28 protein-coding genes and 2 pseudogenes are annotated in these 26,168 nt (G+C 70.0%); 10 read left to right on the top strand and 20 right to left on the bottom strand.

All coding sequences use genetic code 11. From position 1 onward, the window contains the following. Window positions 1-336: 336 nt before the first annotated feature. From ACWCQS_RS40340 to ACWCQS_RS40330, 3 genes are all read right to left on the bottom strand, one after another. Window positions 337-1,392, bottom strand: coding sequence for an aldehyde dehydrogenase family protein (locus tag ACWCQS_RS40340; protein WP_451009134.1), 1,056 nt, complete (start codon window positions 1,390-1,392; stop codon window positions 337-339). Then, window positions 1,393-2,043, bottom strand: a complete 651-nt coding sequence (locus tag ACWCQS_RS40335) for a hypothetical protein (RefSeq protein WP_451009105.1) — start codon at window positions 2,041-2,043, stop codon at window positions 1,393-1,395. A gap of 184 nt (window positions 2,044-2,227) precedes the next feature. Beyond that, on the bottom strand, window positions 2,228-3,151 hold the full coding sequence (locus ACWCQS_RS40330; protein ID WP_451009104.1) for a TauD/TfdA dioxygenase family protein: 924 nt from the start codon (window positions 3,149-3,151) through the stop codon (window positions 2,228-2,230). 294 nt (window positions 3,152-3,445) lie between these two features. Between ACWCQS_RS40330 and ACWCQS_RS40325 the strand changes: the two genes are divergently transcribed. Further along, complete coding sequence (locus ACWCQS_RS40325; RefSeq protein WP_451009103.1) at window positions 3,446-4,759, top strand: MFS transporter; 1,314 nt, start codon at window positions 3,446-3,448, stop codon at window positions 4,757-4,759. Between the two features lie 88 nt (window positions 4,760-4,847). Here the strand turns inward: ACWCQS_RS40325 and ACWCQS_RS40320 are convergent, their stop codons facing one another. The 3 genes from ACWCQS_RS40320 to ACWCQS_RS40310 all read right to left on the bottom strand — a co-directional run bounded on the left by ACWCQS_RS40320 (window position 4,848) and on the right by ACWCQS_RS40310 (window position 6,514). After that, entirely contained in the window at window positions 4,848-5,453 is a 606-nt protein-coding gene (locus ACWCQS_RS40320) for a TetR/AcrR family transcriptional regulator (RefSeq protein WP_451009102.1), read from the bottom strand. Window positions 5,454-5,909: 456 nt separating this feature from the next. Beyond that, on the bottom strand, window positions 5,910-6,230 hold the full coding sequence (locus ACWCQS_RS40315; RefSeq protein WP_451009101.1) for a hypothetical protein: 321 nt from the start codon (window positions 6,228-6,230) through the stop codon (window positions 5,910-5,912). Window positions 6,231-6,244: 14 nt separating this feature from the next. Next, window positions 6,245-6,514, bottom strand: coding sequence for a hypothetical protein (locus ACWCQS_RS40310; RefSeq protein WP_451009100.1), 270 nt, complete (start codon window positions 6,512-6,514; stop codon window positions 6,245-6,247). A gap of 328 nt (window positions 6,515-6,842) precedes the next feature. Between ACWCQS_RS40310 and ACWCQS_RS40305 the strand changes: the two genes are divergently transcribed. Together ACWCQS_RS40305 and ACWCQS_RS40300 are read left to right on the top strand one after the other, a co-directional pair. Continuing rightward, complete coding sequence (locus ACWCQS_RS40305) at window positions 6,843-7,298, top strand: hypothetical protein (RefSeq protein ID WP_451009099.1); 456 nt, start codon at window positions 6,843-6,845, stop codon at window positions 7,296-7,298. 220 nt (window positions 7,299-7,518) lie between these two features. Continuing rightward, window positions 7,519-9,486 carry an NHL repeat-containing protein gene (locus tag ACWCQS_RS40300; protein ID WP_451009098.1) on the top strand — a complete coding sequence of 656 codons (1,968 nt, stop codon included), beginning with the start codon at window positions 7,519-7,521 and terminating at the stop codon, window positions 9,484-9,486. 498 nt (window positions 9,487-9,984) lie between these two features. On the opposite strand, the gene ACWCQS_RS40295 is transcribed toward ACWCQS_RS40300, so the two are convergent. The 9 genes from ACWCQS_RS40295 to ACWCQS_RS40255 all read right to left on the bottom strand — a co-directional run bounded on the left by ACWCQS_RS40295 (window position 9,985) and on the right by ACWCQS_RS40255 (window position 18,136). Continuing rightward, window positions 9,985-11,466, bottom strand: coding sequence for a long-chain-fatty-acid--CoA ligase (locus ACWCQS_RS40295; RefSeq protein WP_451009097.1), 1,482 nt, complete (start codon window positions 11,464-11,466; stop codon window positions 9,985-9,987). An 18-nt stretch (window positions 11,467-11,484) separates the two neighbouring features. Next, on the bottom strand, window positions 11,485-13,191 hold the full coding sequence (locus ACWCQS_RS40290; RefSeq protein ID WP_451009096.1) for an aldehyde dehydrogenase family protein: 1,707 nt from the start codon (window positions 13,189-13,191) through the stop codon (window positions 11,485-11,487). A gap of 1 nt (window position 13,192) precedes the next feature. Further along, entirely contained in the window at window positions 13,193-13,468 is a 276-nt protein-coding gene (locus ACWCQS_RS40285) for a hypothetical protein (RefSeq protein ID WP_451009095.1), read from the bottom strand. After that, window positions 13,465-13,647: a hypothetical protein gene (locus ACWCQS_RS40280; RefSeq protein ID WP_451009094.1), complete on the bottom strand. Its 183-nt coding sequence runs from the start codon at window positions 13,645-13,647 to the stop codon at window positions 13,465-13,467. Before ACWCQS_RS40280 ends, ACWCQS_RS40285 begins: the two co-directional genes overlap by 4 nt. Window positions 13,648-13,658: 11 nt before the next feature. Then, entirely contained in the window at window positions 13,659-14,459 is an 801-nt protein-coding gene (locus ACWCQS_RS40275; protein ID WP_451009093.1) for a maleylpyruvate isomerase family mycothiol-dependent enzyme, read from the bottom strand. Further along, a complete protein-coding gene (locus ACWCQS_RS40270; protein WP_451009092.1) occupies window positions 14,456-14,662 on the bottom strand; it encodes a hypothetical protein in 207 nt (68 codons plus the stop codon). Before ACWCQS_RS40270 ends, ACWCQS_RS40275 begins: the two co-directional genes overlap by 4 nt. Before the next feature lie 82 nt (window positions 14,663-14,744). Then, window positions 14,745-16,178, bottom strand: a complete 1,434-nt coding sequence (locus tag ACWCQS_RS40265; protein ID WP_451009091.1) for an APC family permease — start codon at window positions 16,176-16,178, stop codon at window positions 14,745-14,747. Between the two features lie 189 nt (window positions 16,179-16,367). Further along, window positions 16,368-16,748, bottom strand: a complete 381-nt coding sequence (locus ACWCQS_RS40260; protein WP_451009090.1) for an SCP2 sterol-binding domain-containing protein — start codon at window positions 16,746-16,748, stop codon at window positions 16,368-16,370. Then, a complete protein-coding gene (locus ACWCQS_RS40255) occupies window positions 16,745-18,136 on the bottom strand; it encodes a flavin monoamine oxidase family protein (RefSeq protein WP_451009089.1) in 1,392 nt (463 codons plus the stop codon). Before ACWCQS_RS40255 ends, ACWCQS_RS40260 begins: the two co-directional genes overlap by 4 nt. Window positions 18,137-18,296: 160 nt before the next feature. On the opposite strand from ACWCQS_RS40255, the gene ACWCQS_RS40250 reads away from it, so the two are divergent. Further along, on the top strand, window positions 18,297-18,920 hold the full coding sequence (locus ACWCQS_RS40250; protein WP_451009088.1) for a TetR/AcrR family transcriptional regulator: 624 nt from the start codon (window positions 18,297-18,299) through the stop codon (window positions 18,918-18,920). 419 nt (window positions 18,921-19,339) lie between these two features. On the opposite strand, the gene ACWCQS_RS40245 is transcribed toward ACWCQS_RS40250, so the two are convergent. Then, window positions 19,340-19,735, bottom strand: coding sequence for a hypothetical protein (locus ACWCQS_RS40245; RefSeq protein ID WP_451009087.1), 396 nt, complete (start codon window positions 19,733-19,735; stop codon window positions 19,340-19,342). A 95-nt stretch (window positions 19,736-19,830) separates the two neighbouring features. On the opposite strand from ACWCQS_RS40245, the gene ACWCQS_RS40240 reads away from it, so the two are divergent. Beyond that, on the top strand, window positions 19,831-20,319 hold the full coding sequence (locus ACWCQS_RS40240; protein ID WP_451009086.1) for an FKBP-type peptidyl-prolyl cis-trans isomerase: 489 nt from the start codon (window positions 19,831-19,833) through the stop codon (window positions 20,317-20,319). A 568-nt stretch (window positions 20,320-20,887) separates the two neighbouring features. On the opposite strand, the gene ACWCQS_RS40235 is transcribed toward ACWCQS_RS40240, so the two are convergent. Then, on the bottom strand, window positions 20,888-21,283 hold the full coding sequence (locus ACWCQS_RS40235; protein WP_451009085.1) for a hypothetical protein: 396 nt from the start codon (window positions 21,281-21,283) through the stop codon (window positions 20,888-20,890). A gap of 233 nt (window positions 21,284-21,516) precedes the next feature. On the opposite strand from ACWCQS_RS40235, the gene ACWCQS_RS40230 reads away from it, so the two are divergent. Then, entirely contained in the window at window positions 21,517-21,891 is a 375-nt protein-coding gene (locus ACWCQS_RS40230) for a hypothetical protein (RefSeq protein WP_451009084.1), read from the top strand. A gap of 11 nt (window positions 21,892-21,902) precedes the next feature. Here the strand turns inward: ACWCQS_RS40230 and ACWCQS_RS40225 are convergent, their stop codons facing one another. Continuing rightward, window positions 21,903-22,805, bottom strand: a complete 903-nt coding sequence (locus ACWCQS_RS40225) for a LysR substrate-binding domain-containing protein (RefSeq protein ID WP_451009083.1) — start codon at window positions 22,803-22,805, stop codon at window positions 21,903-21,905. A gap of 119 nt (window positions 22,806-22,924) precedes the next feature. On the opposite strand from ACWCQS_RS40225, the gene ACWCQS_RS40220 reads away from it, so the two are divergent. Then, on the top strand, window positions 22,925-23,251 hold the full coding sequence (locus tag ACWCQS_RS40220; protein WP_451009082.1) for an EthD family reductase: 327 nt from the start codon (window positions 22,925-22,927) through the stop codon (window positions 23,249-23,251). 111 nt (window positions 23,252-23,362) lie between these two features. Continuing rightward, a complete protein-coding gene (locus ACWCQS_RS40215) occupies window positions 23,363-24,244 on the top strand; it encodes a PhzF family phenazine biosynthesis protein (protein ID WP_451009081.1) in 882 nt (293 codons plus the stop codon). Between the two features lie 9 nt (window positions 24,245-24,253). On the opposite strand, the pseudogene ACWCQS_RS40210 reads toward ACWCQS_RS40215, so the two are convergent. Continuing rightward, window positions 24,254-24,577 (bottom strand): annotated as a pseudogene (locus ACWCQS_RS40210) (transposase); the annotation flags it as partial. 259 nt (window positions 24,578-24,836) lie between these two features. On the opposite strand from ACWCQS_RS40210, the gene ACWCQS_RS40205 reads away from it, so the two are divergent. Together ACWCQS_RS40205 and ACWCQS_RS40200 are read left to right on the top strand one after the other, a co-directional pair. Continuing rightward, window positions 24,837-24,995, top strand: coding sequence for a hypothetical protein (locus ACWCQS_RS40205; RefSeq protein WP_451009080.1), 159 nt, complete (start codon window positions 24,837-24,839; stop codon window positions 24,993-24,995). A gap of 151 nt (window positions 24,996-25,146) precedes the next feature. After that, window positions 25,147-25,587 (top strand): GFA family protein, encoded by a 441-nt coding sequence (locus tag ACWCQS_RS40200; protein ID WP_451009079.1) that lies wholly within the window; start codon window positions 25,147-25,149, stop codon window positions 25,585-25,587. A gap of 376 nt (window positions 25,588-25,963) precedes the next feature. Here the strand turns inward: ACWCQS_RS40200 and ACWCQS_RS40195 are convergent. Next, window positions 25,964-26,119 (bottom strand): annotated as a pseudogene (locus ACWCQS_RS40195) (dehydrogenase); the annotation flags it as partial. Between the last annotated feature and the right edge of the window lie 49 nt (window positions 26,120-26,168).

Raw genomic sequence — 26,168 nt, 5'->3', positions numbered from 1 at the left:
TTTCTCGGGACAGCGGAGGCGGCCGTTCTCCACGCTTCGAGATGTCGAGTCACGAAGCACAAGAGAACGGCCGCTGCGTATGAGTCTCCCGGTCCACGTGCCCGCGGGCGAGGCGTTCGACGTCTTGCGGCATGACCGAGCCTCGCGTCGGACGGCCGTGTGAATGGGCGTCATGGGCGTCGATATGCCCAGCAGCCCACGTCTCACGGGTCCCGCCGGTCTCTTAGGTAATCTCCTGTCAGAGCCTTGTCCCCCGGCGCCTAGAAGGGCCGGCCGTCGTGGGCGTGGGCGGCGCGCGTGAGGAAGTCGTTGAGGTTCATTCGAGTTTCTTCGTTGTCACCCGCGCAGGGCGGAGGCGAAGACGGCGGGCAGTTGGGCGGGGCTCGGCGCGGTGGTGAAGCGGGTGATGCGCTCGAGGGTGGTGCGGCCGGTGCGGTTGGTGACGAAGTACGGCGGCTTGGGGGACAGCGAGGGACAGCCGGTGAACAGGCTGCGGGGAGCGGGAGCGAAAGGGGCGCGCAGCACCGTCTTCTCGATGTCCTCGAGCATGAAGGCGTTGTTGACGAAGCCGATGCCACTGCCGATCGCCTGCCGGGTGTGGCCGGGATGCGCACCCCAGGGGGTGTATCCGAGGAGGAAGTTGACGCCGGACCAGGTGTTGACGCCGATGGTGCCGTAGCGCAGTTCGCCCAGGGCCGCTTCCACCGCACCGGGCTGGGTCCTCTCGGTCCGGGGGTGCACGATCAGGGTCGCGCCCAGGGTGCCGGGGAGGACGGTGTTGGCGAAGTCGACGGCATGGCGCAGGAAGTGCGCGGGACTCTCGCCCGGCACGCGGACGACGCCCAGCGCACTGGCGAAGACCTCGCCGGTGAGCAGCATGTCGTCGTGGTCGGTGATGTCCGCGACCAGGATCCGGGAGTCGTCGCCGTGGCACTCGGCCCGCGGGTGTGCCGCCAGTACGGCCTGAAGCCGCTGATGGGCCCCGGGGTAGTAGTCCCTGCGAGCCGGCAGGGCGCGCAGCACCCGTCTGATCTCGTCCAACAACGGTTCGGTTCCCGGCCAGGAGCGGGGCAGCACCAGCACCTGGCTGGCGATGCAGTTGTGGCCGGAGTTGTTCATCTTGCTCGTGACGATGTGCGTGGCCTGGAAGCGGAAGTCCGCCTTGCTCCAGGGCCCCGGCACCACGATGCACGGGCTGACCCCGCCCAGCTCGCTCGTGAGCGGTTTGTCGGTCAGCGGGGTGTCCTCGCGGCGACGCCGCTCGGCATGTTCGTCGGTGCCCCAGACGATGGCGTCGTGGGTGCGGTCGCTGCCGGTGACGTGGATGGAGTCCACGCCGTCGTGTGTGGTGAGGTAGGAGCCTTCGGCGGGGCCGCCGTCGACGAACCGCAGTCAGCCGCGCTCGGTGAACTCGGCGAAGATCCGCTCGAAGTGCGGGCGGAGATAGGCGTTGACCGGGTTCATCTTGGCGATGACGACCTGGCTCTCGGCGTAGAGCTTGTGCAGGATGTCGCTCGCGGTGAGCGAGGCGACATTGCCGGCTCCCAGGACCAGCGCCACGCCGGGGCGCTGCACACCACCCCGGTACCGTGCGGCCGCGCGGTGTCGTACCTGCTCGGCCGTGATCCCGGCCTGCATCCGGACCCGAGCCGAGTAGCCGCCCAGCAGCAGGCTGTCCCAGCCGGTGGCGGGAAAGACGTCCACCCAGGTGCGGGCGCCTCGCTCGCGGACCGCGCCCGCGTGCAGCGGTTCGTGGCCGGCGGCCAGGCGCCGCAGCACGTGCAGCCGCGCGGTGACCTGCTGCGCCAGCGACCACGGACCGCCGGCCCAGTCTTCCGCGGCCCACGGCGAGTGGGGGCCGTATCCCTTGGCGTGTGCGCCCGCCGCAACCATCTCGGCAGCGCCGTCGCGGATCCTGGGCATGAGCCTTTCCAGCAGGCCGATGCGTTCGGCGAGCGGCGCGCTCGCCCAGGACGGAGCGTTGTGGCGCAGCTCTCTCAGGGCGCGGTCGAGGGCGGTCGTGTCGAGGGCGGGGCTGTTCACGTCACTCCTTGGCGGGGCGAACAAGCTGGTTGGGAAGGGGGGCTCTGGCGTCGCGGCGCCTGAAGCCGGGGTCCCGGGCGATCGGGGTGACGGTGGCCGTCCCGCCGGACGGGAGCGGCACGGCCACCGTGTGCTGGCAGACGGTCGGCCCGGAGCGCAAGGGGTGCCGGGTGAGGGGCTGTGCTCAGGACAGCGGGACGCCGGCGATCGCGATGCGCTCCATCACACGGCGCTGGGGGTAGTAGTCGTTGATGGCGTAGTGCTGTACGGCGATGTTGTCCCAGATCGCGATCGAGTCGGGCTGCCAGCGGAACCGCACCTGCAGCTCGGGAATGCGCGCCTGCAGGCCGAGCTCGTGGAGCAGTTCCCGGCTCTCGTCCTCGGGAAGTCCGACGATGCGGGTGGTGAAGGGCTCGTTGATGTACAGGGTCTTGCGCCCGGTGCGCGGGTGCCGCACGACGACCGGGTGCTCCACCGGGGGCAGGAACATGCGCAGCGCCTCGATCTGCTCCGGTGTCATGAACGTACCCCAGCTGGGCTCCCAGTCGTGTATGGCCGTGAGGCCCTCGATGCGCTGCTTCATCCCGTCGCCGAGGTTGTCGTAGGCGGCGCCCATGTCGGCCCACATGGTGTCACCGCCGGCCGGCGGGACCTCGACCGAGCGGAGCACCGAGCCCAGGGCGGGCGCGGCCATGAACGAGTGGTCGCTGTGCCAGATGTTCTCCTGCCCGATGGCTATCTCGTCCTTCGCGAGCCGTGAGACGCCGACGGTGTCGCCCTTGGGGAAGAACGGGTTCGGCTCCGGCTCTCCCCACACCGCGGCCAGGGCCAGGTGGGCATCGACGTCGACGTCGTGCTGGTCGCGGAAGAAGATCACCTTCCATTCGAGCAGCGCCTGCCGCAGCTCCTCCGCGAGTTCCTCGCCGATCGGCCGGGACAGGTCCACACCGTCGATCTCCGCACCGATGTGCGGAGTCATCGGCGCGATCCGCAGCAGCCGGTACTCGGCCGGCGCCGTACCGGGCACGGTCCGCTCCAGCACACGCCGGCCGAAGTGGATCAGCGGCTTCTCCAGCAGGGGGCTCTTGTCGGTTCCGGTGGTCTCCATGCGGTCCTCCACGGTCGCATCCGAAAAATCGTTACGCGAAGTATCGATATTCAGATGGGCGGCCGCAAGGGGTTCCACCATGACCATTTCGCCACGCCACTCGCCCGGGCGGTGATCCGTATTCGCAGCGAACAGGCCTTGTCGTCACGCCCAACCGTATCGATACTTCACGTAACGATTTGCGTGTCGTTGCGATCGGTGTGTGCCGACGCGCCCCGATTCGCCGACGTTCCCTCCCCCCACGCTGCACGCCGACCACGTCTGCCCGAGAACAGCTACCTTCGCGGAGCCCCCGTGCCCAACACCGAGCTCACTCCCGTCACGCTCACCGAGCCCGTCCCGACGAGCCGCGGCCACCGACGGCAGGCCTGGACCGTCACCGGGTTGCTGGTGGTCTTCATGATGGTCAACTTCGCCGACAAGTCCGTCCTCGGACTGGCGGCCGACCCGATACGCCATGACCTGGGTCTGTCGGCGACCGGCTTCGGGCTGGCCAACAGCGCGTTCTTCCTGCTCTTCTCGATCTGCGGCGCCATGGGCGGGCTGCTGGCGGACCGGGTGCGGGCACGGTGGCTGCTGCTGGGGATGGCACTGCTGTGGTCGATCGCCCAGCTGCCGATGGCCCTCGGTGGAGGACTGGTCGCGCTGGTCGCCTCGCGGATCGTGCTGGGTTCAGCGGAGGGGCCCGCCTACCCGGTGGCCCAGCACAGCGCCCTGGCATGGTTCCCGGACCGGCGGCGCAACCTTCCCGGCGCTCTGCTCAGCGTGGGCATCGCCCTCGGTGTGGTGCTCGCCGCCCCGGGGCTGACCTGGGTGATCCAGCACCACGGCTGGCGCTCCGCCTTCGCCGTCGTCGCCGTCGCAGGCGTGGCGTGGGCGGCGGCCTGGGCCGTTTTCGGCAAGGACAGGGCATCGCAAGCCGAAGCCCACAGCGTCGGTGCCTGCTCCGGCAGCGGCGGCAAGGAGAGCTCGCCCGCCCCGTCGTACCGTCGCATCCTGGCCACCAGGACCTGGATCGGTGCCACGATCGGCTATTTCAGCACCTACTGGATGATCGCCCTGTCACTGGTGTGGGTGCCCTCCTACCTGCACGACGGCCTGGGCTACTCGACCACCGCCGCCGCCGGCCTGGTCGCCGGGATCTGGGCGGTCAACGGCATGGCGCTGCTGGTGCAGGCAGGAGTGACCGGATGGCTGCTGCGACGTGGCGTGAGCAGCCGGTGGGCCCGTGGCCGCGTCGGCGGCATCACGCTGCTCGTCTCCGCCCTCGGCTGCGGCGCCTTGTCGCTGGCGGCACGTGGGCCGGTCACCGTGCTGCTCCTGGTCGTCGGCTTCGGCCTGTGCGGGGCGATGTCGACGGTCGCGGTGACCACGGTCGCCGAAGTCGTCCCTGCCCGCCGACGTGGTGGCGCCCTCGGCCTGATGAACGCCGTGGTCACGACGGGCGGCCTGATCGCCCCCGCCCTGACGGGATACCTGGTCGACACCCAGGGCAGAGCCGGCTACCAGCACGCCGTGCTCCTCGCGGCCGTACTACTCGTGCTGGGCGGTACGGCTGCCGTGACACTGATCGACCCGGCCCGCGACGCTCGGCGCCTGGCCCCCTGACCATCGTCGTACTGCTCCGCTGCACCGTTCTGTCTGGACGACGGGCGCAACGGTCCGCACGCAGCCCGCCACCGCCGGCCTGCTGTTGTCAGGTTCCCGGGTGACCGACCGCTCGGACGACCAGATCCACCAAATCCTCCACGAAGTGTGCGTTGGGCAGTTCACGCTCCGCCAGCAGGCGGTACACCAGCGGCGCCGCCACCAGCGTGGCGGCCGACCGGATGTCGACATCGGGCCGCACCTCGCCGCGGGCGATGCCCCGCTGGAGGATGCGACGCGTCTCGGCCATCATCCGGTCCGTGTAGTCCACGTACTCTCCGCTCTCCCGGCCCGCCTCGACGGCCGCCGCCATGAGTTCCGTCAGCAGCCGCGCCGTACCCGGCAGTCTGTACGCCTCCAAGCGCGCGGTCAGCACCTCGCGCAGCTCGGCCCGGATGTCACCCAGGTCCGGCACCGACAGCGGGCCGATGCGTGACTCGGCCGCCGCGATGATCAGGGCCTGCTTGGAGGGCCAGCGACGGTAGATGGCGGGCTTGCTCACCCCGGCGCGCGCAGCCACGGCGTCCATCGTCACCGCTTTCACGCCCTGCTCGGTCACCAGCTCGATCACCGCCTCGAGGGTGTCGTCCGTGACCCTCTCCTGCCGCGGCCGCCCCGGTCCGCGTTCGGCTTTCTGTGTCTGTGCCCCGACCATGCTCCGAGAATACGAGGCGTCTGGAGCAGGTATTGCCCGGGTGGTGGTACGGCGGCACCTGGGAGCACGTCCTGGGACGGGTGCGGCCTCCCTGCCTCGAAGGGTTGCCTGAGGGGCCATCGGGTTGAACAGCACGCCGAAGTGCCAGCCGACACACGCCTGCGCCCCTGCGGCCAGGAATCCGACCAGCGCCCTCAGCCGGGGCCCCGTACAGGCGACCGTGAGCGGCGGAGCGACCACCGGCAGCGGACCAAGAACATGGTGAGGGCCACGGAGAACAGGCCGGCTCCCCAGGACACTACGGCGTGATGCGTGGGTCCATCATCGGCGGACCGTGCCGACCAACGATGTCGTCCCTCATTGCCCAAACGCTCGTGATCCCATCGGTCATGGTCCTCCGGGCTTCGCGGTCGAGGCGTAGCGGTTCGCGGTGCGGTGATTTGCCGCTGCGGGTCGTCAGGCGAGGACGTTGACGGCGCGGGCGACAACGAGTCCGAGGATGAGCAAGGAGACGACCGACTGGACAGTCATGACGATCTTGGCCCAAGGGGCCAGTGGCATGACGTCGGTGGGGCTGAGGGCGGTGGCGTTGGTGAATCCGAGGTATAGGTGGTCGATGTAACGGGGGCGCCAGTGCGTAGCGTTCAGTTCGGGGCTGAGGTGTTGGGGAAAGGCGAGAGCGGGGGTGGTCGGCATGTGGTGGGCCCGGGCGGCGGCTCCGCCGCTGTCGAGCTCGAAGTACAGCAGGGAGAACGCGAGGACGGTGGAGACCCACACGCTGCCGCCGGCCTTCAGGAGGGCATGGGCGGAGCACCACCGTGCATGAGGTCGTCGTTCAACTGGAGGGTCGACCAGATGGCGCCGCACGCCAGCACGCTGACCAGGGCGATCGATACCACACGCATGGCAGCCGAGCGGCGGCTGATTCGAACCGGATCGGCCGCGATCAGCGCCACCAGGAGCAGTCCTTCGACAAGAGGGAGCGCCCAGCGGGGTCCCGGGCGTAGGTCGTCGGGCAGCAGCAGAGTCAGCACCGCGGCGGCGATGACGGCTCCGGCCATCGGTCAGCGGGCCTCGCCGTGTGCCGCCTGCTGTGGCTCGTGCAGATTGCTCGTATCGGAGTGGCTTTCGCGCCGGCATGCGGCCATGCGCGCCGGTCTACGGTGACCAAGCGTTGAACACCTCTTGGCTGCGGTGGATGGGCGCTGTTGCTTGGTTTCCGCCATGCACCATTGCGCGGACCTCAGCCGTCGGCACCGGTGGTGAGCCCCGCCTCGGGGGTTCAGGATGGAGACTGCGGCAGATCACATGCCAAAACGTGTGGCTGGCGTGCCGGCTGCTCGGAGGCCAGGCCGTGAACGCAGCGGTGCCGGGGTGAGGAAGGCTGCGATGACTACAGAGGCTGAACTTCTCAAATCCGACGATCAGCGGCTTGAGGAGCTGTTTCGCAAGAGCCCAGCCGGTGAGATCCCCAAAGGCCCGATGGAGGGTCTGGCGGTCTTCCCGGTGGCAGGACGTGCGGGAGCGTGGCTGCTCGCCAGTGTCGTGAACCTGACCGCGTGGCGAGGCAAGGTCTTCAGCCCGGACGGTTACCTCAGCAACCGGCTCACCGCGATGGACATCCTGTCCATCGTCGCCATGGTCGGGCCCGGTCCCAGCCGTCTGGACGACCAGGAGTGCATCGTCATCGACTACTCCCACACGTCCTTGGTGTTCGGAGGCGTGCGCGACGAGCTCCGTCAGGTCGGCCCGGACCTGTACCTGGGCCTGATCTGGCTGGCCGGCCGCAAGATCGGCTGGTTCACGCTGCGCGGCCCGGACAATGCGGACGACGGTAACGCATAGGGCCGACCGGGCGGATATGCCGGTGTCCTGACCACCGCCGTTCCGAGCGCCCGCCGCGACAGGGCGGCCTCCCCCGCGAACACTCAGCGAGACCCGTCAGCGCGTCGGGTATTCGGTGCGCGGGTGAGGGTTCAGCACCATGCCGACATCACGAGAGGTCCTGACATTGCCTCCCTCTACGAGTTGCCCCCGCACAGTCGCACCCCACACGTCGCGCGGCATGGCACCGGCCAAGCTCTGCCGGCACCGGCCGGTCGCTGCCCTGGCGGCATCGGCCACCATGGCACTGGCCCTGACGGGACTGCCTGCCGCCACACCCCCCAGCACGCCGACAGTGCTGCACGGAACAGTCACCAGCGCGGGAAAACCGCTGTCTCATGCCGACGTCACTCTCCTCACCGGAGACCGGCAAGGCGTCCGGAAACTGGGGCACGCCATGACCGACGCCAAGGGAGCCTTCCAGATCAGGTCCACCCGGCCTACGGGCTCGGTGCTGTACGTCGACGCCACGCCCCACGGCAACCGGTCGCTGCGCCTGCGTTCCATCGTGGGCTTCGGCTCCGGAGGCGGCGTCGCCCGACGCTCCGAGTCCGCTGTCACGGTCAACGAACTCACTACCGTCGCCGCCTCCTACGCACTGGCCCAGTTCACCGACCCCCACGGCATCACCGGGCCGAGCCCTGGCCTGGAAAACGCCGCAGCCACGTCCTACAACCTCGCCGATCCGGCTTCCGGCAGACCCGGCAAGGTCGTCACCGACCAGAACAACGGCAGCAAGAACGACACGCTGGCCACCCTTGGCACCTTGGCCAACCTTGTTTCCCTCTGCGCGCCGGGAGCGGACACCGGGCGATGCCAGGACATGCTGCGCCTGGCAACACCGCGAAACGGGACCACTCCCGTCGACACGGTGCAAGCCGTGCTCAACCTCGCCCACAACCCGCGACTGGCCACCGGCAAGCTGTACGCCCTGACCGGCCGGGCACACACCTACACCCCCGCGCTCACCGCGGCACCGGCGGCCTGGGTCCTGGCCCTGCACTACACCGCCCCCGACGTCTACGCCCCCGGGCGGATGGCCATCGACGCCAAGGGCAACGTCTGGGCCTCCAACAACTGGCTGCCCGGAACGCGAAGCCCCAGCCCCTACGTCACCGTGCAGGATCCGGTGGGCAACCCCACGCTGAACAGCCCCATCAGCGGCGGCGGCATGAAGGCAGGCGCCTGGGGCATCGCCATCGACCACGACGGCGCCGTGTGGGTGCCCAGCTACGGCGGCGATGCCATGGCGAAGTACTCAGCGGCAGGGAAGCCGCTGTCGCCCGGCACAGGATTCAAGAATGGCGACCTGAACCATCCCCAGGGCACCGCGGTCGACCAGAAGGGCAACGTCTGGATTGCGAACTTCTACGGCCTGAAAGGCAACCGCGGCCAGGGAAGCGTGATCGTCTACCCCCACGGGGACCCCGCAAAGGCGATCACCATCAAGGGTGGCGGTCTCGACCACCCGTTCGCCATCCAGATCGACGGCTACGGCCGGGCCTGGGTCAGCAATGCCCGTCTCAACGGGGCAAAGCTCCTGGACAGCCGCGTACCCAAGGGTCACGTCGGTGGGAGCGTCACAGTGATCGGAGCCGACTTCAAGCCGACCTCGTTCTCGCCCATCAAGGACAACTCACTCGACTGGCCTCTCGGCCTGGCCGTCGACTCCAGGAACAACGTCTGGGTGCCCGGTTTCGTCAGCAACTCGGTCACCGAAATCGGGCCGAGCGGAAAGATCGCGGGCGTATACAAACTGCCGACCGCCATCGCTCCCTGGTCCGTGGCCATCGACGGAGCCGACCGCGTATGGGTCGCCGGCTTCGGTGCCCCCTCCGTCTCCGTTTTGTGCGGCGTGAACGCCGGCGCCTGCCCGCCCGGCTCCTCCACCGGCTCCCCGCTGACGCCGTCCCAGGGCTATCGCAGCAACTCCATCCAGCACCTCACCGCCATCCAACTCGACCAGTCCGGCAACGTCTGGATGGCCAACAACTGGTCCGAACTCCTGCCACCCACCGGCGGCAACGGCCTGGTTGAACTCGTCGGAGTCGCCACACCTGTCTGCACACCCCTGACCCCGGTACCCGCCCGCCCTGCAACGACCAGCTCAACCGCCTGCCCCCAGCAGACCAGCACGCAGCCCGGATGACCACGCCCAGTAATGCCGCCTGGTCCTGGTTGGGCCACAGCAGCTCACGGGCCGCGCTGATCCATCAGCACATGACCAGCGAACGGGACCGGGCCATCGCCGACCGGCCCGGCGCCGTGTTTTGGGGCTGCGGGGGGAGCGGCCTCAGCAGCGGTCGCAGTCCGGACACGGCGCGCCGGCCGCCCGGCCTCTCGCCACCACTTCGACCGTGCCGAAGACGGCGGACACCGCCTCGACGTCCACGTCGTCGATCCTGGTCGACGACCAGCGAGTCCCCAAACGATGCGTCGGCCTGTATGGCGAGTACCGTCGCCAGCCACAGCCCTCGCTGGCGGGAACAGCCGCAGACTTGTCGGAGCGTCACCTCTGCGTGCCGGACGGTGCGTACGCGGTCTCAGACGGAATGGTCGCGCCCCTTCTCCCTTGAATCGGCATCTGGGCCGATGACCGTACGCCTTGGGGCGGCGCTCGGACGCTGGCCGGTTGTCCGGCCTCAGTTCAGCGGCTCTCCGGCGCGGTGATCTGGCGCTTGAGGATCTTGCCGGTGGGGCCCTTGGGCAGAGCGTCGACGAGCCAGACCTCACGCGGGTACTTGTACGCCGCCACCCGCTCGCGGACGAACTCCCGCAGCTCGTCCGGGCTAGCCGCGCTGCCGTGGCGCAGCGCGACCACGGCAGCGACCTCCTCGCCGAGCGTGACGTGTGGTATGCCGATCACTGCAGCCTCGGCCACGGCAGGGTGCTCGTACAGCACCTCCTCGATCTCGCGCGGGTAGACGTTGTAGCCGCCGCGGATGATGAGGTCCTTCTTGCGGTCGACGATGTAGTAGTAACCGTCCTCGTCGACGCGGGCCAGGTCGCCGGTGCGCAGCCAGCCGTCGATGATGGTCTCGGCGGTCGCCTCGGGACGGTTCCAGTAACCGGCCATCACGTTGTGCCCGCGGACGCAGAGCTCGCCGACACCGTCCTGCGGGTCGAGGAGGCACATCTCGACGCCCTCGACGGGTGTGCCGACGGAGCCGGGCTTGCGGGGCCGGGCGGGGTGGTTGAAGGATGCGATCGGGGAGGTCTCGGACATGCCGAAGCCCTCCAGGACCGGACACTCGAAGGCGGCCTCGAAGGCGTGGAGGACCTCCACCGGGAGTGACGCTCCACCAGAGGCGCACAGCCGCAGCGAGCCGGTGCCGTGTTTCTCGGTGCCGCGCTCGTGTTCGGCGAGTATGGCGGCGTACATGGTCGGCACGCCCTCGAAGACGGTGACCCGCCGCTCGTCGATGGTGCGGAGGGCCTGGCCCGGGTCGAAGCGGGCGAGCAGGGTGAGCCGGGCACCCGTCGCCACGGCGGCGTTCATGGCGCAGGACTGTCCGAAGGCGTGGAAGAGCGGCAGACAGCCCATCACCACGTCGTCGGGGGTGAGCCGGAGCAGGGTGCGACCGCCGATCTCGGCGTTGCGGGCCATCCCGGCGTGGGTGAGCATGGCGCCCTTGGGTGCGCCCGTGGTTCCGGAGGTGTACAGGATGACGGCGAGGTCGTCGTCCCTGCGCGGCACGGCCGCCGCCGGGTCCGGTTGCTCGGCCAGCAGCGTCTGAAGCCCACCGGGCACGATCGGCACCATCGGGGTTCCGGTGTGGTCGACGCCGGCCCGGGCCTGGTCGGCGACGCCGTCCCAGGCCAGGAGCAGCGCCATGCCGGAGTCGCGCACTTGGTGGGCGATCTCGCGGGGCTTGAGGAGGGGGTTCATCGGCACCACGACGGCACCGGCGCCCAGCACGCCGTAGTAGAGGACGGGGAACTCGCACAGGTTGGGCAGCATCAGGCCGACCCGGTCGCCGGGGCCGACCCCATGGGCGGCGAGGAGTGCGGTGGTACGACCGGCGAAAGCGGCCAGCTCGGCGTAGCTCAGCCCCTGGTCGCCGAGCTCGACCGCACGGCGGTGGCTGTGCTCGGCGGCGGCGCGGACGAGGAGGTAGTTGAGGTTCATGAGGGGGGTCGCTTCCTGTCAGCCGCGGAGTGCGGAGGCGAAGACGGGGGGCAGTCGGGTGATGCGGGGTGCGGTGGTGAAGCCGGTGACGCGTCGCAGGGTGGTGCGCCCGGTGCGGTTGGTGACGAAGTACGGGGGGCGGGGTGAGAGCGAGGGCGAGCCGGTGAACAGGCTGCGCGGGGTGGGCGCGAAGGGCGCGCGCACCACGGTCTTCTCGACGTCCTCCAGCATGAAGGCGTTGTTGACGAAGCCGATGCCGCTGCCGATCGCCTGCCGGGTGTTGCCCGGGTAGGCGCCCCAGGGCGTGTAGCCGAGCAGGAAACCGACGGCAGACCAGCAGTTGACGCCGAGGGTGCCGTAGCGCAGGTCGGCGATGGCCGCCTCCACCACGGCCCGGTGGGCCCGCTCGGTGGCCGGGTGGACGATCAGGGTCGCGCCGAGCGTGCCGGGGAGGGTGTCGTTGGCGAAGTCGACGGCGCTGCCCAGGAATTCGGCCGGGGTCTCGCCGGGCAGGCGTACAACGCCGAGGGCGCTGGCGAACACCTCGCCGCTGAGCAGCACGTCATCGTGGTCGGCGATGTCCGGGACCAGAAGCCGGCAGCCGTCGCCGTAGCTCTCGGCCTCCGGATGTGCCTCGCGGACCGCGGCCAGCCTCCGGTCGGCGCCGGGGTAGTAGTCGCTGCGGGCGGGCAGTTCGCACAGCACCTTGCGGATCTCGTCGAGCAGCCGCTCGGTGCCGGCCCAGGAGCGGGGCAGCACCAGCACCTGGCTGGCGATGCAGTTGTGGCCGGAGTTGTTCATCTTGCTGGTGACGATGTGCTCGGCCTGGAAGCGGAAGTCCGCCGTGCTCCACTTTCCCGGCACCACAATGCACGGGCTGACCCCGCCCAGCTCGCTGGTGAACGGCTTGTCGACCAGCGGCTGGTCGTCGCGGCGGCGCTGTTCGGCCCGGTCGTCGGTGCCCCACGTGATGGCGTCGTGGGTGCGGTCGCTGCCGGTCACATGGATGGAGTCCACATCGTCGTGGGTGGTGAGGTACGCGCCCTCGGCCGGGCCGCCGTCGACGAACCGCAGCCAGCCGCGCTCGGTGAACTCGGCGAAGATCCGCTCGAAGTGGGGCCGCAGATAGGCGTTGACCGGGTTCATCTTGGCGACGACGACCTGACTCTCGGCGTACAGCTTGTGCAGAATGTCGACGGCGGTCAGGGCGGCGACGTTGCCCGCGCCCAGCACCAGCGCCACCCCGGCCGGCTCCGGACGGCCGCGGTACTGTCCGGCCGCCCGCTCGCGCACCTGCTCGGCGGTGGTGCCCGGCGGCATCCGGACCTGGGCCGAGTAGCCACTGAGCAGCAGCCGGTCCCAGCCCGTGGCGGGGAAGACGTCCACCCGGGTACGGCCGCCGTGTTCGTGGACCGCCCGCGTGGGCAGCGGGTCCTGGCCGGCGGCGATCCGGCGCAGGACGTGCAGGCGGGCGCTGACGTTCTGGGCCAGCGCCCATGGGCCGCCCGCCCAGTCCTCCGTGGCCCAGGGGGAGTCGGGGCTGTACCCCTTGGCGTGGGCGCCGGCCGCGGCCAGCTCGGCGGCTCCGTCGCGGATGCGCGGCATCAGCCGCTCCAGCAGGCCGATCCGCTCGGCGAGCGGTGCCGCGGCCCAGGACGCGGCGTTCTCCCGCAGTTCGAGCAGGGCGCGGTCGAGGGCGGCGGTGTCGAGGGGGGTGTTGTTCACGTCACTCCTTGGCGGTGCGAACAAGTGGGGCAGGAACTGGGGCGGCTCGCTCGCCCGGAAGGCGCCCGTCACGGGCGGGGTCGATCGGGACGACGGTGGCGGTGCCGCCAGGCAGCAACAGAACTGCGGTGAGTCGCACGGCGTTCGGGTAGCCGGCGGTGCCGTGAGTGTCGGCCAGCGAGCCGGTCGGCGCCGGGGCGATCGGTCCGGCGGTGGTCATCAGGGCCCAGCGCCCACCGCGGCGCCGACCGGGGGCGAGTTCGGCGACGGTCGTCAAGGCGTGCCGGTCATCACGCCGGCCAGACCGAACCCCGGCCGCAGGAGCACGGTGAGGAGACCGTGCGGAAGTCCCGGCAGGGCCAGGCAGGACGGAACGCAGATGATCAGCGTGATGCCGCCCAGGCGGGCACGGGCCCAACGACTGCGCACACCACGGCGCAGCCGCTGGCCGGACACTTGTCGCTGGCCTACTGGAACGTGAGCTCGTTGGCGACGCTCTCGCGCCCTGCGAGCCACATGCTCAACGCTTCGGTGGTGCCGCTCACCAGCCGGCCGCGGCCGCGCGGCCTTCCGCCCGGTGTTGTGGGGACGACGCGGTAGCGGGTGAGCTTGCGGCCGAACGGCCAGCTCCAGATGACTCCTTCACGGAACAGGGCGCGGGCCACCGTCTCGGGGATCTCGCGGTGGCGGCCCAGGCCACGCAGAACATCCTGGTGATGCATCGCCATGTCTCCGGTGAGCAGCCATGCCATGGCCTGTGCCTGACCGGAGGGCTCCTCGGCGGCCTTCCACCCGAGGTCGGTCAGCTCCGCACGGCTCAGCGTCCTGCCGTGCGCAACCATCCGTGCGTTTCCCCGGTTCACCGTCAGTGTCGACGGCCGGAAATAATGGGATGCCATTCGGTCCAGGCCGACCACATGTGCGAGGACGTCCCGTGGGGCCCAATCCGCACACAGGGTTTTCGCGTTGTTGAACTCATCGTCGGTCAGCTCGCTCATGGTCTCCATGAACCGAGTGCGTTCCCGACGCAGTTCCAAGTGCCATGCGGTGGACACAGCCTGCGGTTCCTTTCCTGGATGAATCCGCTCCACAACCACGGGCTGGACCCGCGCGGTTCGAAGAGGTGACTTGTGCAGGGCACCGACGACAGTGCCGCTCGCCTGTCCCGCAGGTTGTGTGGCAGCGCCGGAACGCCCAAGTGGCGGAACGTCCGCGTGCAACACGCTGCCACGTGAGGACACTGCTCCTGAGGCGTCCGGCCTTGTCATGCACGGCGCCGTGGCGGGACCGGCTCCTTCCCGGCGGCGATCCGGTGCAGGGTCAGCACCAGGGCGCTAGGGTTCTGCGCCGTCGCCCAGGGACCGTCGGTCCGCTCCTCGGCAGCGAGGGGCAGGCCCGGATCGTAAGCCTTCGCGGCCGCGGTCGGCGTGTCCTTGGCCGGCCGCGTGATCCGCAGCGTCAGCCGTTCCACAGCGCGATCCGTTCAGGCGGGTCGACCGTGGCCACGCCGAGCACCTGGTCGATCGGGGCGGTGCCGAAGTCCGGTGGTGTGCTCACTGCCGCGGCTCCTGTTCGGCTTCCGGCATCTCTGCTCGCATGGCCGAGGCGGTGTGGGCGGCGCCGCGGGCCGCGGCCCGGGCCGCGCGCCGGGCTGCGAGCTCCTCGGCTTCGCGCCGCTCCAGCCGCGGTACGTAGGTCCACACGTACACCGCCACCAGCCCGGCACAGGCCAGCAGCAGCACCAGCGGGGCCACGGTGAACTGCGGGCCGACGCTGACCGAGGCAAGCAACCCCATCAGGGCGAAGACCACCGTGAGCGCGGCTGCCACAGGCACGCCGCCGCGCAGCCGGTAGGGGCGGTGCGTGCCGGGCTCGCGGCGCCGCAGCTTCCACACGCAGTACCCGGCGGCGCTGTACACCCCCATCTCCAAAGCCGCGCACAAAGAGACGATGACGGCGAAGGAACCGGTGGCGGCCACGACCGCAGCCAGGACCAGGGAAGCACCGCCCAGGATCCACACCGGGAGCACCGGCACCGCCTGCTCGTTGAGCCGGGTCAGCGGGCGGGGCAGCTTGCCTTCGCGGGCGACCGCGTACATGAACCGGGAGAGGGTGACGAACCCGCCGTTGAAGGTGTTGACCGCGGTCAGTGCCGTGACGGCGAGCATCACCAGCATCCCGGCCCGGCCCAGCGCCTGCTGGGCGACCAGCAGTTGCGGGTAGGCGGTGCCGAGCGAGGCGCCGTCGAGCGTGGCGCCCATCGCCACCGCGAACACCGCCTGGGAGGCGGCCAGGACCAGCACGGCGACCAGCATCGCCCGCGGGATGATCCGCGGCTCGGTGACCTCCTCGGCGTTGGTGGTCACCCACTCGAAGCCGGTGTAGACGAAGATGCCGAGGATCAGCGCCTGGATCGGCGAGCTCGACGAGCCCGCGCCGAGCGCGGCGTGGTGGCCCGGGTGCGCGATCGCCGCGATGCCGATCGCGACGGTGGCCAGCACCACGACCGTGGTGACGATCCGCTCGGCCGCTCCGGCGAGCTTGATCCCGCGCAGGTTCAGCCAGGTCGCCAGGAGGAGCAGCACACCGACGTAGCCGATCGCGATCAGCCGGCCGTTGCCGAAGGCGTAGGCAAGCGCTTCGCCGATGATGTAGGCGTCGGCGGCGATCACCAGCACGATCGCCACCATGTAGGTCAACGTGATGGTCAGGGCCGCCTTGTCCGGCATGGCGCGGGCAAGCCACAGCCGGATGCCGGCCGCTGTCGGGTGCATGCCGTTCAGCTCGGCGAACACCGACCGCACCGCCAGCATGACCAGACCGCCAAAGGCGATGGCCAGCCAGGACGTCGGCCCGCTGACATAGGTCAGCAGCTGCGCGAGACCCAGGAAATTGATCGCGGCGAACGCCAGTCCGGTGGAGATCGCGGAGGCGCCGCCGAACGACAGCGCCCGCCGCAGCACCGGCTGCGGCGAAGGTTCGGCCATGGTGTTCCTATCTGATGCTCGGATACAAGATCACGGATGTCGCAAGGTGTCGTGGCGCGGCCTTCCCGGCCGGCCGCGCCGGAAGGGACTTGCCCCCGGCCGACCCGCTGACGGGCGGCGGGAAGGCGGGCAAGCAAGCCGGGGCGTGGGGCCCACGCCCCGGCCCGAGCCCGTGCCGCGCGGTGTCGGCTACTGGCCCAGGAAGACGAACATCGCCATCGCGTCCAGGCGCATGACGTCCTCGGCCCGGCCCTGGGTGCGGATCGCTCCTTGCATGTAGTTGGACACCGGGTTCGCGTCGCCCCAGAAGATCTCGGCCAGGTCGAAGCTGTGGCCGCGCACCACCAGATCGGCCGCGCCGGACAGGCCGGCCGTCGGCGCTGCGGGTTTTCCGCCGGAGATCACCAGGGTGAAGGCCGCGTCGTGGTCGGTGGCCAGGATGTGGATGCGGCAGTTCCAGCCGCCGAGCGTCTTGCCGACCCGGGGACTGGCCCCGGCCTTGGTCGCGTACTCGCTCAGCGCGTCCAGCAGCTCGTCCGCCCCGACGCTCTCACGGATCGCCTCGCTCATCGGGCGGCCTCCACCGACTCGCTCAGCCCGGCGCCCATGTCCAGCTCGGACGCCACCGCGGCGGCAGCCTCCTCGCCCGAGCGCACCGCGCCGTCCATGTAGCCGCTCCACACGGTGGCGTACTCGGTGCCGGCCCAGTGGATCCGGCCGACCGGCTCGCGCAGCGCCGGGCCCAGCGTGGACCAGGTGCCCGGGCTCAGGATCCCGGTGTAGCAGCCGCGCGACCACTCCTCCTCGAGCCACACCTTCTCGTAGGTCGCGATCGGCTGCGCCGCCTTGGGGCCGAAGACCGAGACCAGTTCGGCCACGACCTGCTGCTGCCGTTCTTCGGGGCTCATCCGCAGCGCGCGCCGGGCGGCATCGCAGTCCGTGAAACTGACCAGCACGCCCTCCGCACGGTCCGGGTGGCTCTGGTCGAAGGTCAACGTGTTGTGTCCTGTGCTGTGCCCGGACAGGCCGTCGGCGCGCCAGAACGGCTCGGGGTAGACCACGGTGGTCTTGATGGCCGAGCCCATGAACACCCGCTGGGTCAGCTGATCGCGCAGGCCCGGCAGCGCCGGACTGTAGCGCAGCCGGCCGGCCAGCGGCGGCGGGACGGCGACGACGGCGTAGCGGGCACGCACCCGGCCCTGCTCGTGGTGCACGACGACACCACTTTCGTCCTGGTCGATCCGGTGAACCGGGCAGGACAGGCGGACCCGGTCGCCAAGCACCCCGGCCAGGCCGAGGGAGACGCCCATCGCTCCGGCGCTGAGACGGGTCTCCTGCGCGCTGTTGATGACCCCGATCATCCGCTCCACGCCGCCGCCGGAGGCGATGTAGAACAGCGCGTGCAGCAGCGACACCTCCCCCGGCTCGGCGGGGAACAGGGCGCGGGTGAACGCGCGCAGCCACTCCTTGGCGCCCTCGCAGTACGGCTGCGCGCCGATCCAGCTCTCGACGGTGGTGGCGTCCAGCACAGCGGCCTGCGGGTGGGTCCACGGGGCCTCGGCGCCGACCTCGGCGGCCAGTGCGGTCAGCTCGACCATGGCCTCCATGAGGTCCGCGGCCACCACCGGGTCCCCGGTGGGGATTGCCCCGTGGTAACGCAGCAGTCTGCCGTCCTCGGTGCGTTGCAGGTTGTCCCCGTCGCTGTACTGCGTGAACGTCGTCAGACCGAACTCCTCGACGAGCGCGTTGATCCGGTCCTGGGTCGGGCCGATCCACTGCCCGCCGTACTCCACCAGCCGCCCGTCGTCCTCGACCACGGAGCAGGTGCGCCCACCTACCCGGTCACGCGCCTCCAGAACAAGTACGTCCACGCCTTGAGCGTGCAGGGTGCGGCCGGCGGTCAGCCCGGCCAGTCCGGCTCCGACGATGACGACGTCGGTGTCGTAATTCTCGGGCACGAGGCCACCTTCCAGATTTTGGTCATATGAACAGGTCAGCTGAATTGGTCGGCTGACCAAGTCGGGTGGCCAGAGTGAAGTATGCTTCGGTGAAGGTGTCAAGAGGTGACCGGAAGACCCGGTCGCGGACCTGGGGAAGAAGGTGGCCACCCTGCCTCGGATGAAGGTCGAAGAGCGCCGCGAGCAGTTCGTGAAGGCCGCCATCGAGGTCATGGCCCGCGAAGGTCTGGACCGTGCCACGACGCGCCGCATCGCCGAACATGCCGGAACAGCGCAGGCCGCGATCCACTACGCGTTCCGAGGCAAGGACGAACTACTGACCGCCGTCATCGGCACGGTGACCGAGCAGGTCGAGCAGATCCTGCGCGACGCGGTGACGCCCGAAAAGGGACTGGCCACGGCGATCGGCGACGCAGCACGCGCCTTCTGGGCCTTCGTGGTGGGCGACGACGGGCTCCAGCTGATGCAATACGAGCTAATGATCTACTGCCGCCGCAACCCCGGCTTCGAGTGGCTCGCCGCCTGGCAGTACACCCGCTACTGCGCCTGCGTCGAAGACGTCTTCCGCTCCGCGCTCGCCCACGAGACCTCACCACCGCCGATGGACCTGGCGGCGCTGACGCGGTTCCTCGTCGCGGCGATCGACGGGCTGATCATCCAGTACGAGGTACACCACGAGGCCGAACAGTCCCGCCGCGACATCGAAAACGTGATCACCTGCGCCCTCTCGCTGGCCGGCCTCGCCCCCGTGCTTCCGTCCCTGGAACCTGAAAGCCCCGCGTAGTCGCGACCGGTGGCCACGCAACCACAGACTGGACCCCAGCACGGCGCATCGATCAGGTCTCACGGTCCACCGCGGCCGCCGTCTTCGCAGCCCAGGCACGATTGGCGGCCGTCCACTCGAGCGGCTTCAGTCATACCTCCTGAACCAGACGTGGGAGAGGTCTTCCCACTTCCTCCGGGCAGGGGGGACGGCGCGGTCAGCCGGTGCGGAACTTGGCGAGGATCCGCCATGCCCTGAGGTTGCGGCATCCAGCGGGAGGCGGCGGCGAGCAGTCACCCACGCCGGGTAGCTACCCGACAGGATGGGGCCAGCCACCGCTTCCACCGTGCGCCCGAACGCACTGAACTGTGCTGAGGGCGCTTCGGTTCGACAGCCGGCTCAAACAGGCGGGCTCGATCAGCACCCGGGGCGCGTCGACCCTAGAACGGCGGCCCGAAAGAGGTGGCGGGGAGATCCGAAGCCAGTCCCAGAGCCTTCCGGACGTCCCGCTGATACTTGGAGGAAGGTTGGTTCCAGGCGTCGTCGGAACGGGCCCAGTGACTGTTGTCAGAACGTGCCGCCACGGCCTCGCGCCACAGCTCGGCGCTCCTTCGAAGCTCCCCGACGTAAGCGGTGACCTTGGGCCTCGCACCGGCCGACCAGTGGGCGGCTTCGAGGCCATCTGCTTCATGGTCCAGCGCGGCCGCCATTTTTGCAGCCCAGGCACGATTGGCGGCCGTGCTGCCCAGGTGCGGACAGGTCTTGAAGACGCGCGCGGAGGCCAACTCCAGCCTGAGGAAGGCAAGCTGGTCTGCTGCCAGGCTGGTCTCCTGCACGCGTACGCTGCCAGTGGTCCGGCCGTTCGTGTCGGCCGTAAAGCTACGGGACGACCGGCAGCGCCCAGCTCGGGGTCACCGGCAAGGACACCGTCGTGTTCGCCGTCGACATCCTGAACGTCATCGGCGCCCGCGCCCTCGTCTCCGGCGAGCAGCACTCGGTCTCCAATGCGCTGCCCGAGGGAGGCATGAAAAAGGGCGAGGGCACCGCAACCCTGACCGTCCCCGACCAGGCGGCCCCCAAGGGGCTCGTCGTCAAGCGCCTGGTGGACGGCACCGGCCCGGTGGTGAAGGCCGGGCAGACCCTGGTCCTCCAGCATTCCTCGGCCGCAGGGGAGCCCGCCCGCGGCAAGGACCAGGCCGACCTCTTCCTCAGCTCCCACGCGGACGGCGGCCCGCTGACGGTCGTGACCGGCCGGGGCAACGTCATCCCAGGGTGGGACCGCGCCCTGGTCGGCCAGCGGGTCGGCAGCCGGATCCTCGCCGTCATCCCCGCGAAACTGGCGTACGGTCTGCATCCCCCGAAGGGTCTGGAGCCCGGCGCCACGGTGATCTCGGTCCTCGACCTCCTCGCCGCCACCTGAGGCGATGCCGGGATCGGTCACTCATCCAGTGGTGTCACCGACCCCGCTCGCGGAGAACCACCGATTGCTCACTACCCACCGACACGGCCGCTGCTCACCGTGCGCGGATTCCGGCGTTCCCGCAGGACCCACCGTCAACGAAGCCAACGGGCGGCCGTACGACCGCAAGGCGTACAACTCGGCGAAGAAGAAGCTCGAGCAGGCCGAGAATTACGCGGGCAGCCACAACCGGCGGAAGAACCGCTCGCAGTAGGACAGCCTGCGGGTGGCGCTGAAGGCGCTGGGACTGTTTGCCTTCATCATCGCCCTCGTCGTCACCCTGGTCATCTTTTGGGAGGTGGATATCGTGGCCGCCGTGCTCTGGGCACTCTCCTGATCCCTGGTGGGGGGCGATCCGACCGGCTCGCCACCGTGGGTGATCGGGTCGACGATGTCGCGGGTGCGGGCTGTGTCCGCGGATCCTGCGGGGCCGCCCGCCCGGCTGCAGCGTTCTCCCAGCGGTGCAGCCGCCCCGTGCCCGTGCGCTGCGTGCACACAGGTGCCGGCCGTGGGAGGAGTTGCGAGCGCGTCAGGGTGCGGGAGGGACGGCGCGGGCCAGGGGTTCCAGGTTGCCATAGAGGGCGGCGTGGAGTGCGGCCGCGAGTTCACGGGCGCGTTCTTCGCTGCGCACGCCGTGCATCAAGAAGTAGACCGGCCCCGCGTAGGCGTCCAGGTCGACCTCATGGCTGTGGACCAGGCGGCTGATCGCGTCCCGGATGGCCTCGTTGACGGTATCGGCGACTGCGTGGCCAGAGCCGGCGGTGAGGGTGTCCGCTTTCACGGTCCACCGCTGGCGTTTTTCGGATTCGATGGCGACGAATACGGCGTTGTGCGCCATGGCGTTGCGGTAGACGTCGTGGAAGGCGTCGGTGCCGGTGGCATCCGGGATGAGGTGCGCGGGGCAGGGAACCGGCAGAGGCTGCACCAGGGCATTCTGCCCACAGGTGAGATCCCTGCGCACACGCCACGCGATGGCGGGTCAGGTTGAGTGATCAGCAGATGGCTGGGGCGCTGCGGCGCGTGGTGGTGACGGCGAGCGGGCGCCGCCTTTTAGGTCACCATTGTGGATAAATGACAAGCTAAGTACCTGTGCTCGGTCTCCGGGCCGATCCGGGACAGCAACCGGCCCGGCATGTTCGTGCGCCGGCACCTGCTGGCGTGCGTGCTGACCTACCTGGCCGGGGAACTACGCACTGGGGACGTCGCGGTGACCGGGGCGCAGCCGTACGCGAACTGGGCCGACCAGCTGCTCACCCCGGACGAGGTGGCGGAGATGCGGCCGGCTTCTGCGCCGAGGTCGGCATCCCGGCGACCGCGGCCGGGTTCCGCGCTGACCTGCACGAGCGCCTCGATGCGCAGTGCCGGGCGACCGATGGGGCGTATCCGGGCCTGGTCGACTTCACCATCGATGACGCCGGGCGGCCGTGGCTCAAGCAGTTCCGGGCGGCGCCGCCCACGCCGTCGGCGCAGGCCCTGGGCCTGGTCCTGGCGGTGCGGGTCGGCCTCGCCACCGCCGGCGGCCGTCTCGCGTGACCTGCTGTGCGTCAGTCCGGCAGCCAGTGCAGCTCGTGTGCCAGGGTTTTGGCGACGGTACGGATGCGGCGGTGTAGTGGTGACGGCACGCGCGGGAGGACCAGGTGGATCGTCAAGGTGGGTGCGCCCTGCAGCGGTCGCCACGTGAGACCGGCCGGTGATGCCGTGACCGCGGCTTCACCGGCCGGGGCGAGGGTGAGCCCGTCGCGTAGGTCGCGCTGAGACATGTCGAAAGAGACTGCGGACGTGTGGAATCGGGGGTGTGGTCGGGTGTCGCGGAACAGTGCGGACAGCTGATCGTGGATCACGGGGTTGGCCGTACGGTCGGGGAGTCGCAGCGGATACGCGGCCGCATCGGCGATCTCGATCTCCGGGTGTTCGGCCAGCGGATGATGCTCTGCCAATTGGACCCCGACGCGCTCACGCCGCAGCAGGAACCGGCGCACGCCACGACCCGGCTGTTCACCGCGGGTGATCCCCGCATCGATGCGGCCGTCGGCGACCGCGGGGGAGATCTCCGGTGTCGCCATCGGGACCGCGCCGACCTCGAGTCCCGGGCTGCTGCGAATGAGCCTGTCCACCAGGGCCGGTGCCGTCTCGGCCCCCGCGCTGAGGCTGTATCCGATGCGCAGCGTGCCCAGTTCACCGGCCCCCGCATTCCGGGCGGTGTCCCATGCCTGGTCCAGCGCCGCCAGCGCGGGCGGCGCGGCCTCCGCCAAAGCCGCACCGGCCGAGGTCAATACGACGCTACGCGTGTTGCGAACCAGCAGGCTCGTACCGAGTTCCGCCTCCAATCGGCGCATCCGGGCACTGAGTGCGGGCTGCGCGATACCGATCCGTGCGGCCGCGCGGGTGAAGTTCAACTCCTGTGCCAGCACCAGGAAGTACCGCAGGCTCACCGTATCCGGCGCCAAATGCCCTCCCTGCCGATTGATAACGATCCGTTCTGAGTCTATCCCGTCCCGGTCTTTCCCTCGACCACACATCAAGCCCTAACCTGCGCATATGACGATTCAACTGACCGCGGTGAGCGATGCAGGAGGCAGCCATGTATAAGTTGGTGGTCCTGTATTCCCAGCCCGCCGACCCTGACCACTTCCGCGACTACTACGTGACCAACCACCTTCCACTGATCATGAATTGGCCCGGCCTGCTTGCGTGGCGCTACAGCTTCGACGTGGCGGCGACCAAGGGAGAAGCGCCGTATTTCGCGGTCTTCGAAGGCGACTTCGCTGACGCCGCCGCCATGGCCGCGGCGCGGGCGTCGCCGCACGGCCGGCGGGTGGCCGCCGATGTCGCCAACTACGCCACCGGCGGTGCGGTCGTCATCCACTATCCGGCGCAGGACGGCACCGGCTGAGGCAGGACGGTACGCTCCGGGACGCGTTCCGGTCGGCCGTTGCGGCCGGGTCCGGCTATCGGCGGAACGCCGTTCGCGGTTGCCGGTTCGTTGAGCGTCAAAGGTGGGCCGATGTCCTGGCCGGATGTCACGGTGGTTGATGCGTGCGTGCGGCGCGACGGCTGGGGCGGCAGCCCCACGGCCGTCACCGACGACGACCCGGCGGCGACGGACGCGGACCGGCGTGCGGTCGCTGCTGCGGCCGGCACCTCGCACGCGGCGTTCCTCGGCCCGGGGCGGACGCCGGACGGTGGCTGGCCGGTCCGGTTCTTCACCGCCACCGCCGAACTGTCCGGCTGCGGCCACGGCACCGTTGCCGCGCAGGCCGTCCGGTTGACCCGCACCGCGCTGGGCGAGCTGAACGACCGCCAGCACACCGGCGGGCGCACGTTCGACACCGTCGCGATCCGCCGCCCCGCCGGCATCGAGGTGTGGTTCGACCAGGGCCTCGTCGCGCTGCGTCACCCGGCACCGGACGAGCACGCCGCGATCGTCGCCGCGCTCGGGCTCACCGCGGACGACCCGCATCCGACCGACGCGCCACGGATCGCCGCGCCCGGCGCACCACGCATGCTGATACCGGTCCACGACCGGTCGGCGCTGCTCCGAGTCCACCCACACCTCGGCAGGCTGACAGCGGCGTGCCGGCGGTACGGGCTCCTCGGCTGTTTCGTGTACGTACCGCCGGTGGGCGACCGACCGGGTGCGGCGCGGATGTTCGCACCGGCGATCGGTGTCGACGAGGACGTCGCCAACGCCAACAGCACCGGCTGCCTGGCCGCCCACCTGCTCGACACGACAGGGGCACAGACGGTCGCGATCGAGGTGGAGCAGGGTGACACCCTCGGTCGACCGGCCAGCGTGCTCGCTTCGGCCCGACGCGGGCCGGCGGGCATCACGACCTGGGTCGGCGGGTTAGCGGTGGTCCGCGACGGACACCGAGGCGACAACTAGACCCTCCTCTTCCGCGTGTCGGATCAGCCGTTCGTAGTCCCGCGCGTGGCGGCGGGCGTGCATGAGCCACGTGAGCGACCTCTCAACGACCCAGCGACGTGAGAGGACGACGAACCCGACCGCGTCCTTGGGCCGATTGACGGTCTTCAGGGTCAGACCGAGCCACTTCTTGGACCAGGTGACGAGCTGGCCGCCGTAGGCGGAGTCCGCCCAGCAAATGGTGATCTCGGGGTGCATCAGCCGCAGCCGGAAAAGCACCTCCTTCGCCGCGTCGCGGTCCGAGAGGTCAGCGGGGGTGACCATGACGAACAGCAGCAGCCCGTGCGTGTCCAGGCGAGCCCCAATCGGGCCGCCGGCGGCCGTCTCGCCTAGCTCGCGCATCACCAGATTGCTCGCATACTCACTCGCCCAGACCGTGCTCCGCCAGGACAAAGGTCCACGCATCTCGTTCAGGGGAGGGTCGAGTCCCCCGTGGCAGGACGCATATGCCTGGCTCGCGACACATGAGTCACACCGCTGAAGGCCGCGCGAACTGGCAGGTGACGCGCCCAGGCAGAGTGAAGGTGGGCTCGGCGTCCGCAGGAGCGCGACGTTGTCCCCCGGCTGTCGCAGCCGTTCGTCCTCCCGTATCGACCCGCCCCGCGTCGCCGCCCGAACCGCCACCCCGCGCGTCATCGACGGCTGGGGCACCCTGAACGCAGGCACCTGGCGTGACGCCGGATGGACCGTCCGCGCACTCGAACGCCCCTGAGCCGCGGTTTCGTCGCCCGGCCCATGACGCCTCCGCAATCGGCGCACGCGGCCCGGGGCCACGCCAGAGCCGCCAACAGCGTCCTGGCGATCACGGAAGCGATGGCACACTGATGGGTCCAACTTGCCCATTGCGCCCGGGAGATCACCTTATGAACGCCACCGCCGCCGCCGACGCCCAGGGAGCCGAAGCAGCCCGGGAACGCACCGGCGGCTGCCTATGCGGCCGCATCCGCTTCACCACCCGAGGTCCGGCCGTCTTCCCCCACACCTGTGTCTGCCGCCACTGTCAAAAGCTCGGCGGCACACCAGTGATGTGGTGGGTGGGATTCGAGGCCGTCACCTGGACCGGTGAGGGCGGCGAGCCAACCTGGTACGAGACCTTCGAAGGCCAGGCGAAACGCGGCTTCTGCCCGACCTGCGGCAGCCGCCTCGCGGCGATCGACAGCGACATCCCAGAGATTGGCATCAACGTCACCGCCCTCGACGACACCAGCGGCCCAGACCTCGTGCCGATCCACGCGTCCTTCCGCGACAACGCCGTGCACTGGCTGCCGTCGCTGCCGGAGACCGAGCACAGCACGGCCAGTTGACCGCCCGTCCGCTGGTCGGCACCGTCACCTGCTCCCTCGATGGCCCCGGTCGGCGTCCCGTTCTCGCCCGCGAGCAGGACGCGAACTCCCGGGCCGGGGCCCGCCGCGGTCGTGCTCAGTGCTCAGCGCGGATGACGGAGAACCCTGCGAGTGCCGCGCGGCAGGCCAAGGACAGTCCAGGGAATGCTCAACCGGAGCGAGTCCAGAAAGGTGCTGGGCTACTTCCTAGACGAATTCTGGCCATCGACGCCTGCCGAGGCGAAAGCGTGAGACCGTCCCTGTCGGGATGATGCCTGACGCTGTCTCAGTCGATCTTGTCCTTCTCCACCGTTTCGTGGGCCTACCGGAGCCTCTTCAATTCACGGCGGGATCGTGATCACCAGGGGACGACGCCGTCGTCCTCGAAGAACGAACCGGTCCGGCCGCCGTCGGGGAGGGTGGCGAGCCGGATCGCTATGGCCGCCCCCTGTTCAGGAGTGCGGGGCCCTTGGAAGCCTGTGAAGTCGGTCGCGACCAGGCCCGGGCAGGCGGCGAAGTGAAGGCCAAGTTCATCCAGCCCGGCGAGATCATCCCCGAAGGCG

The organism is Streptomyces sp. NPDC002076 (assembly GCF_053593835.1).
This window is presented reverse-complemented; position numbering and strand designations above follow the sequence as displayed.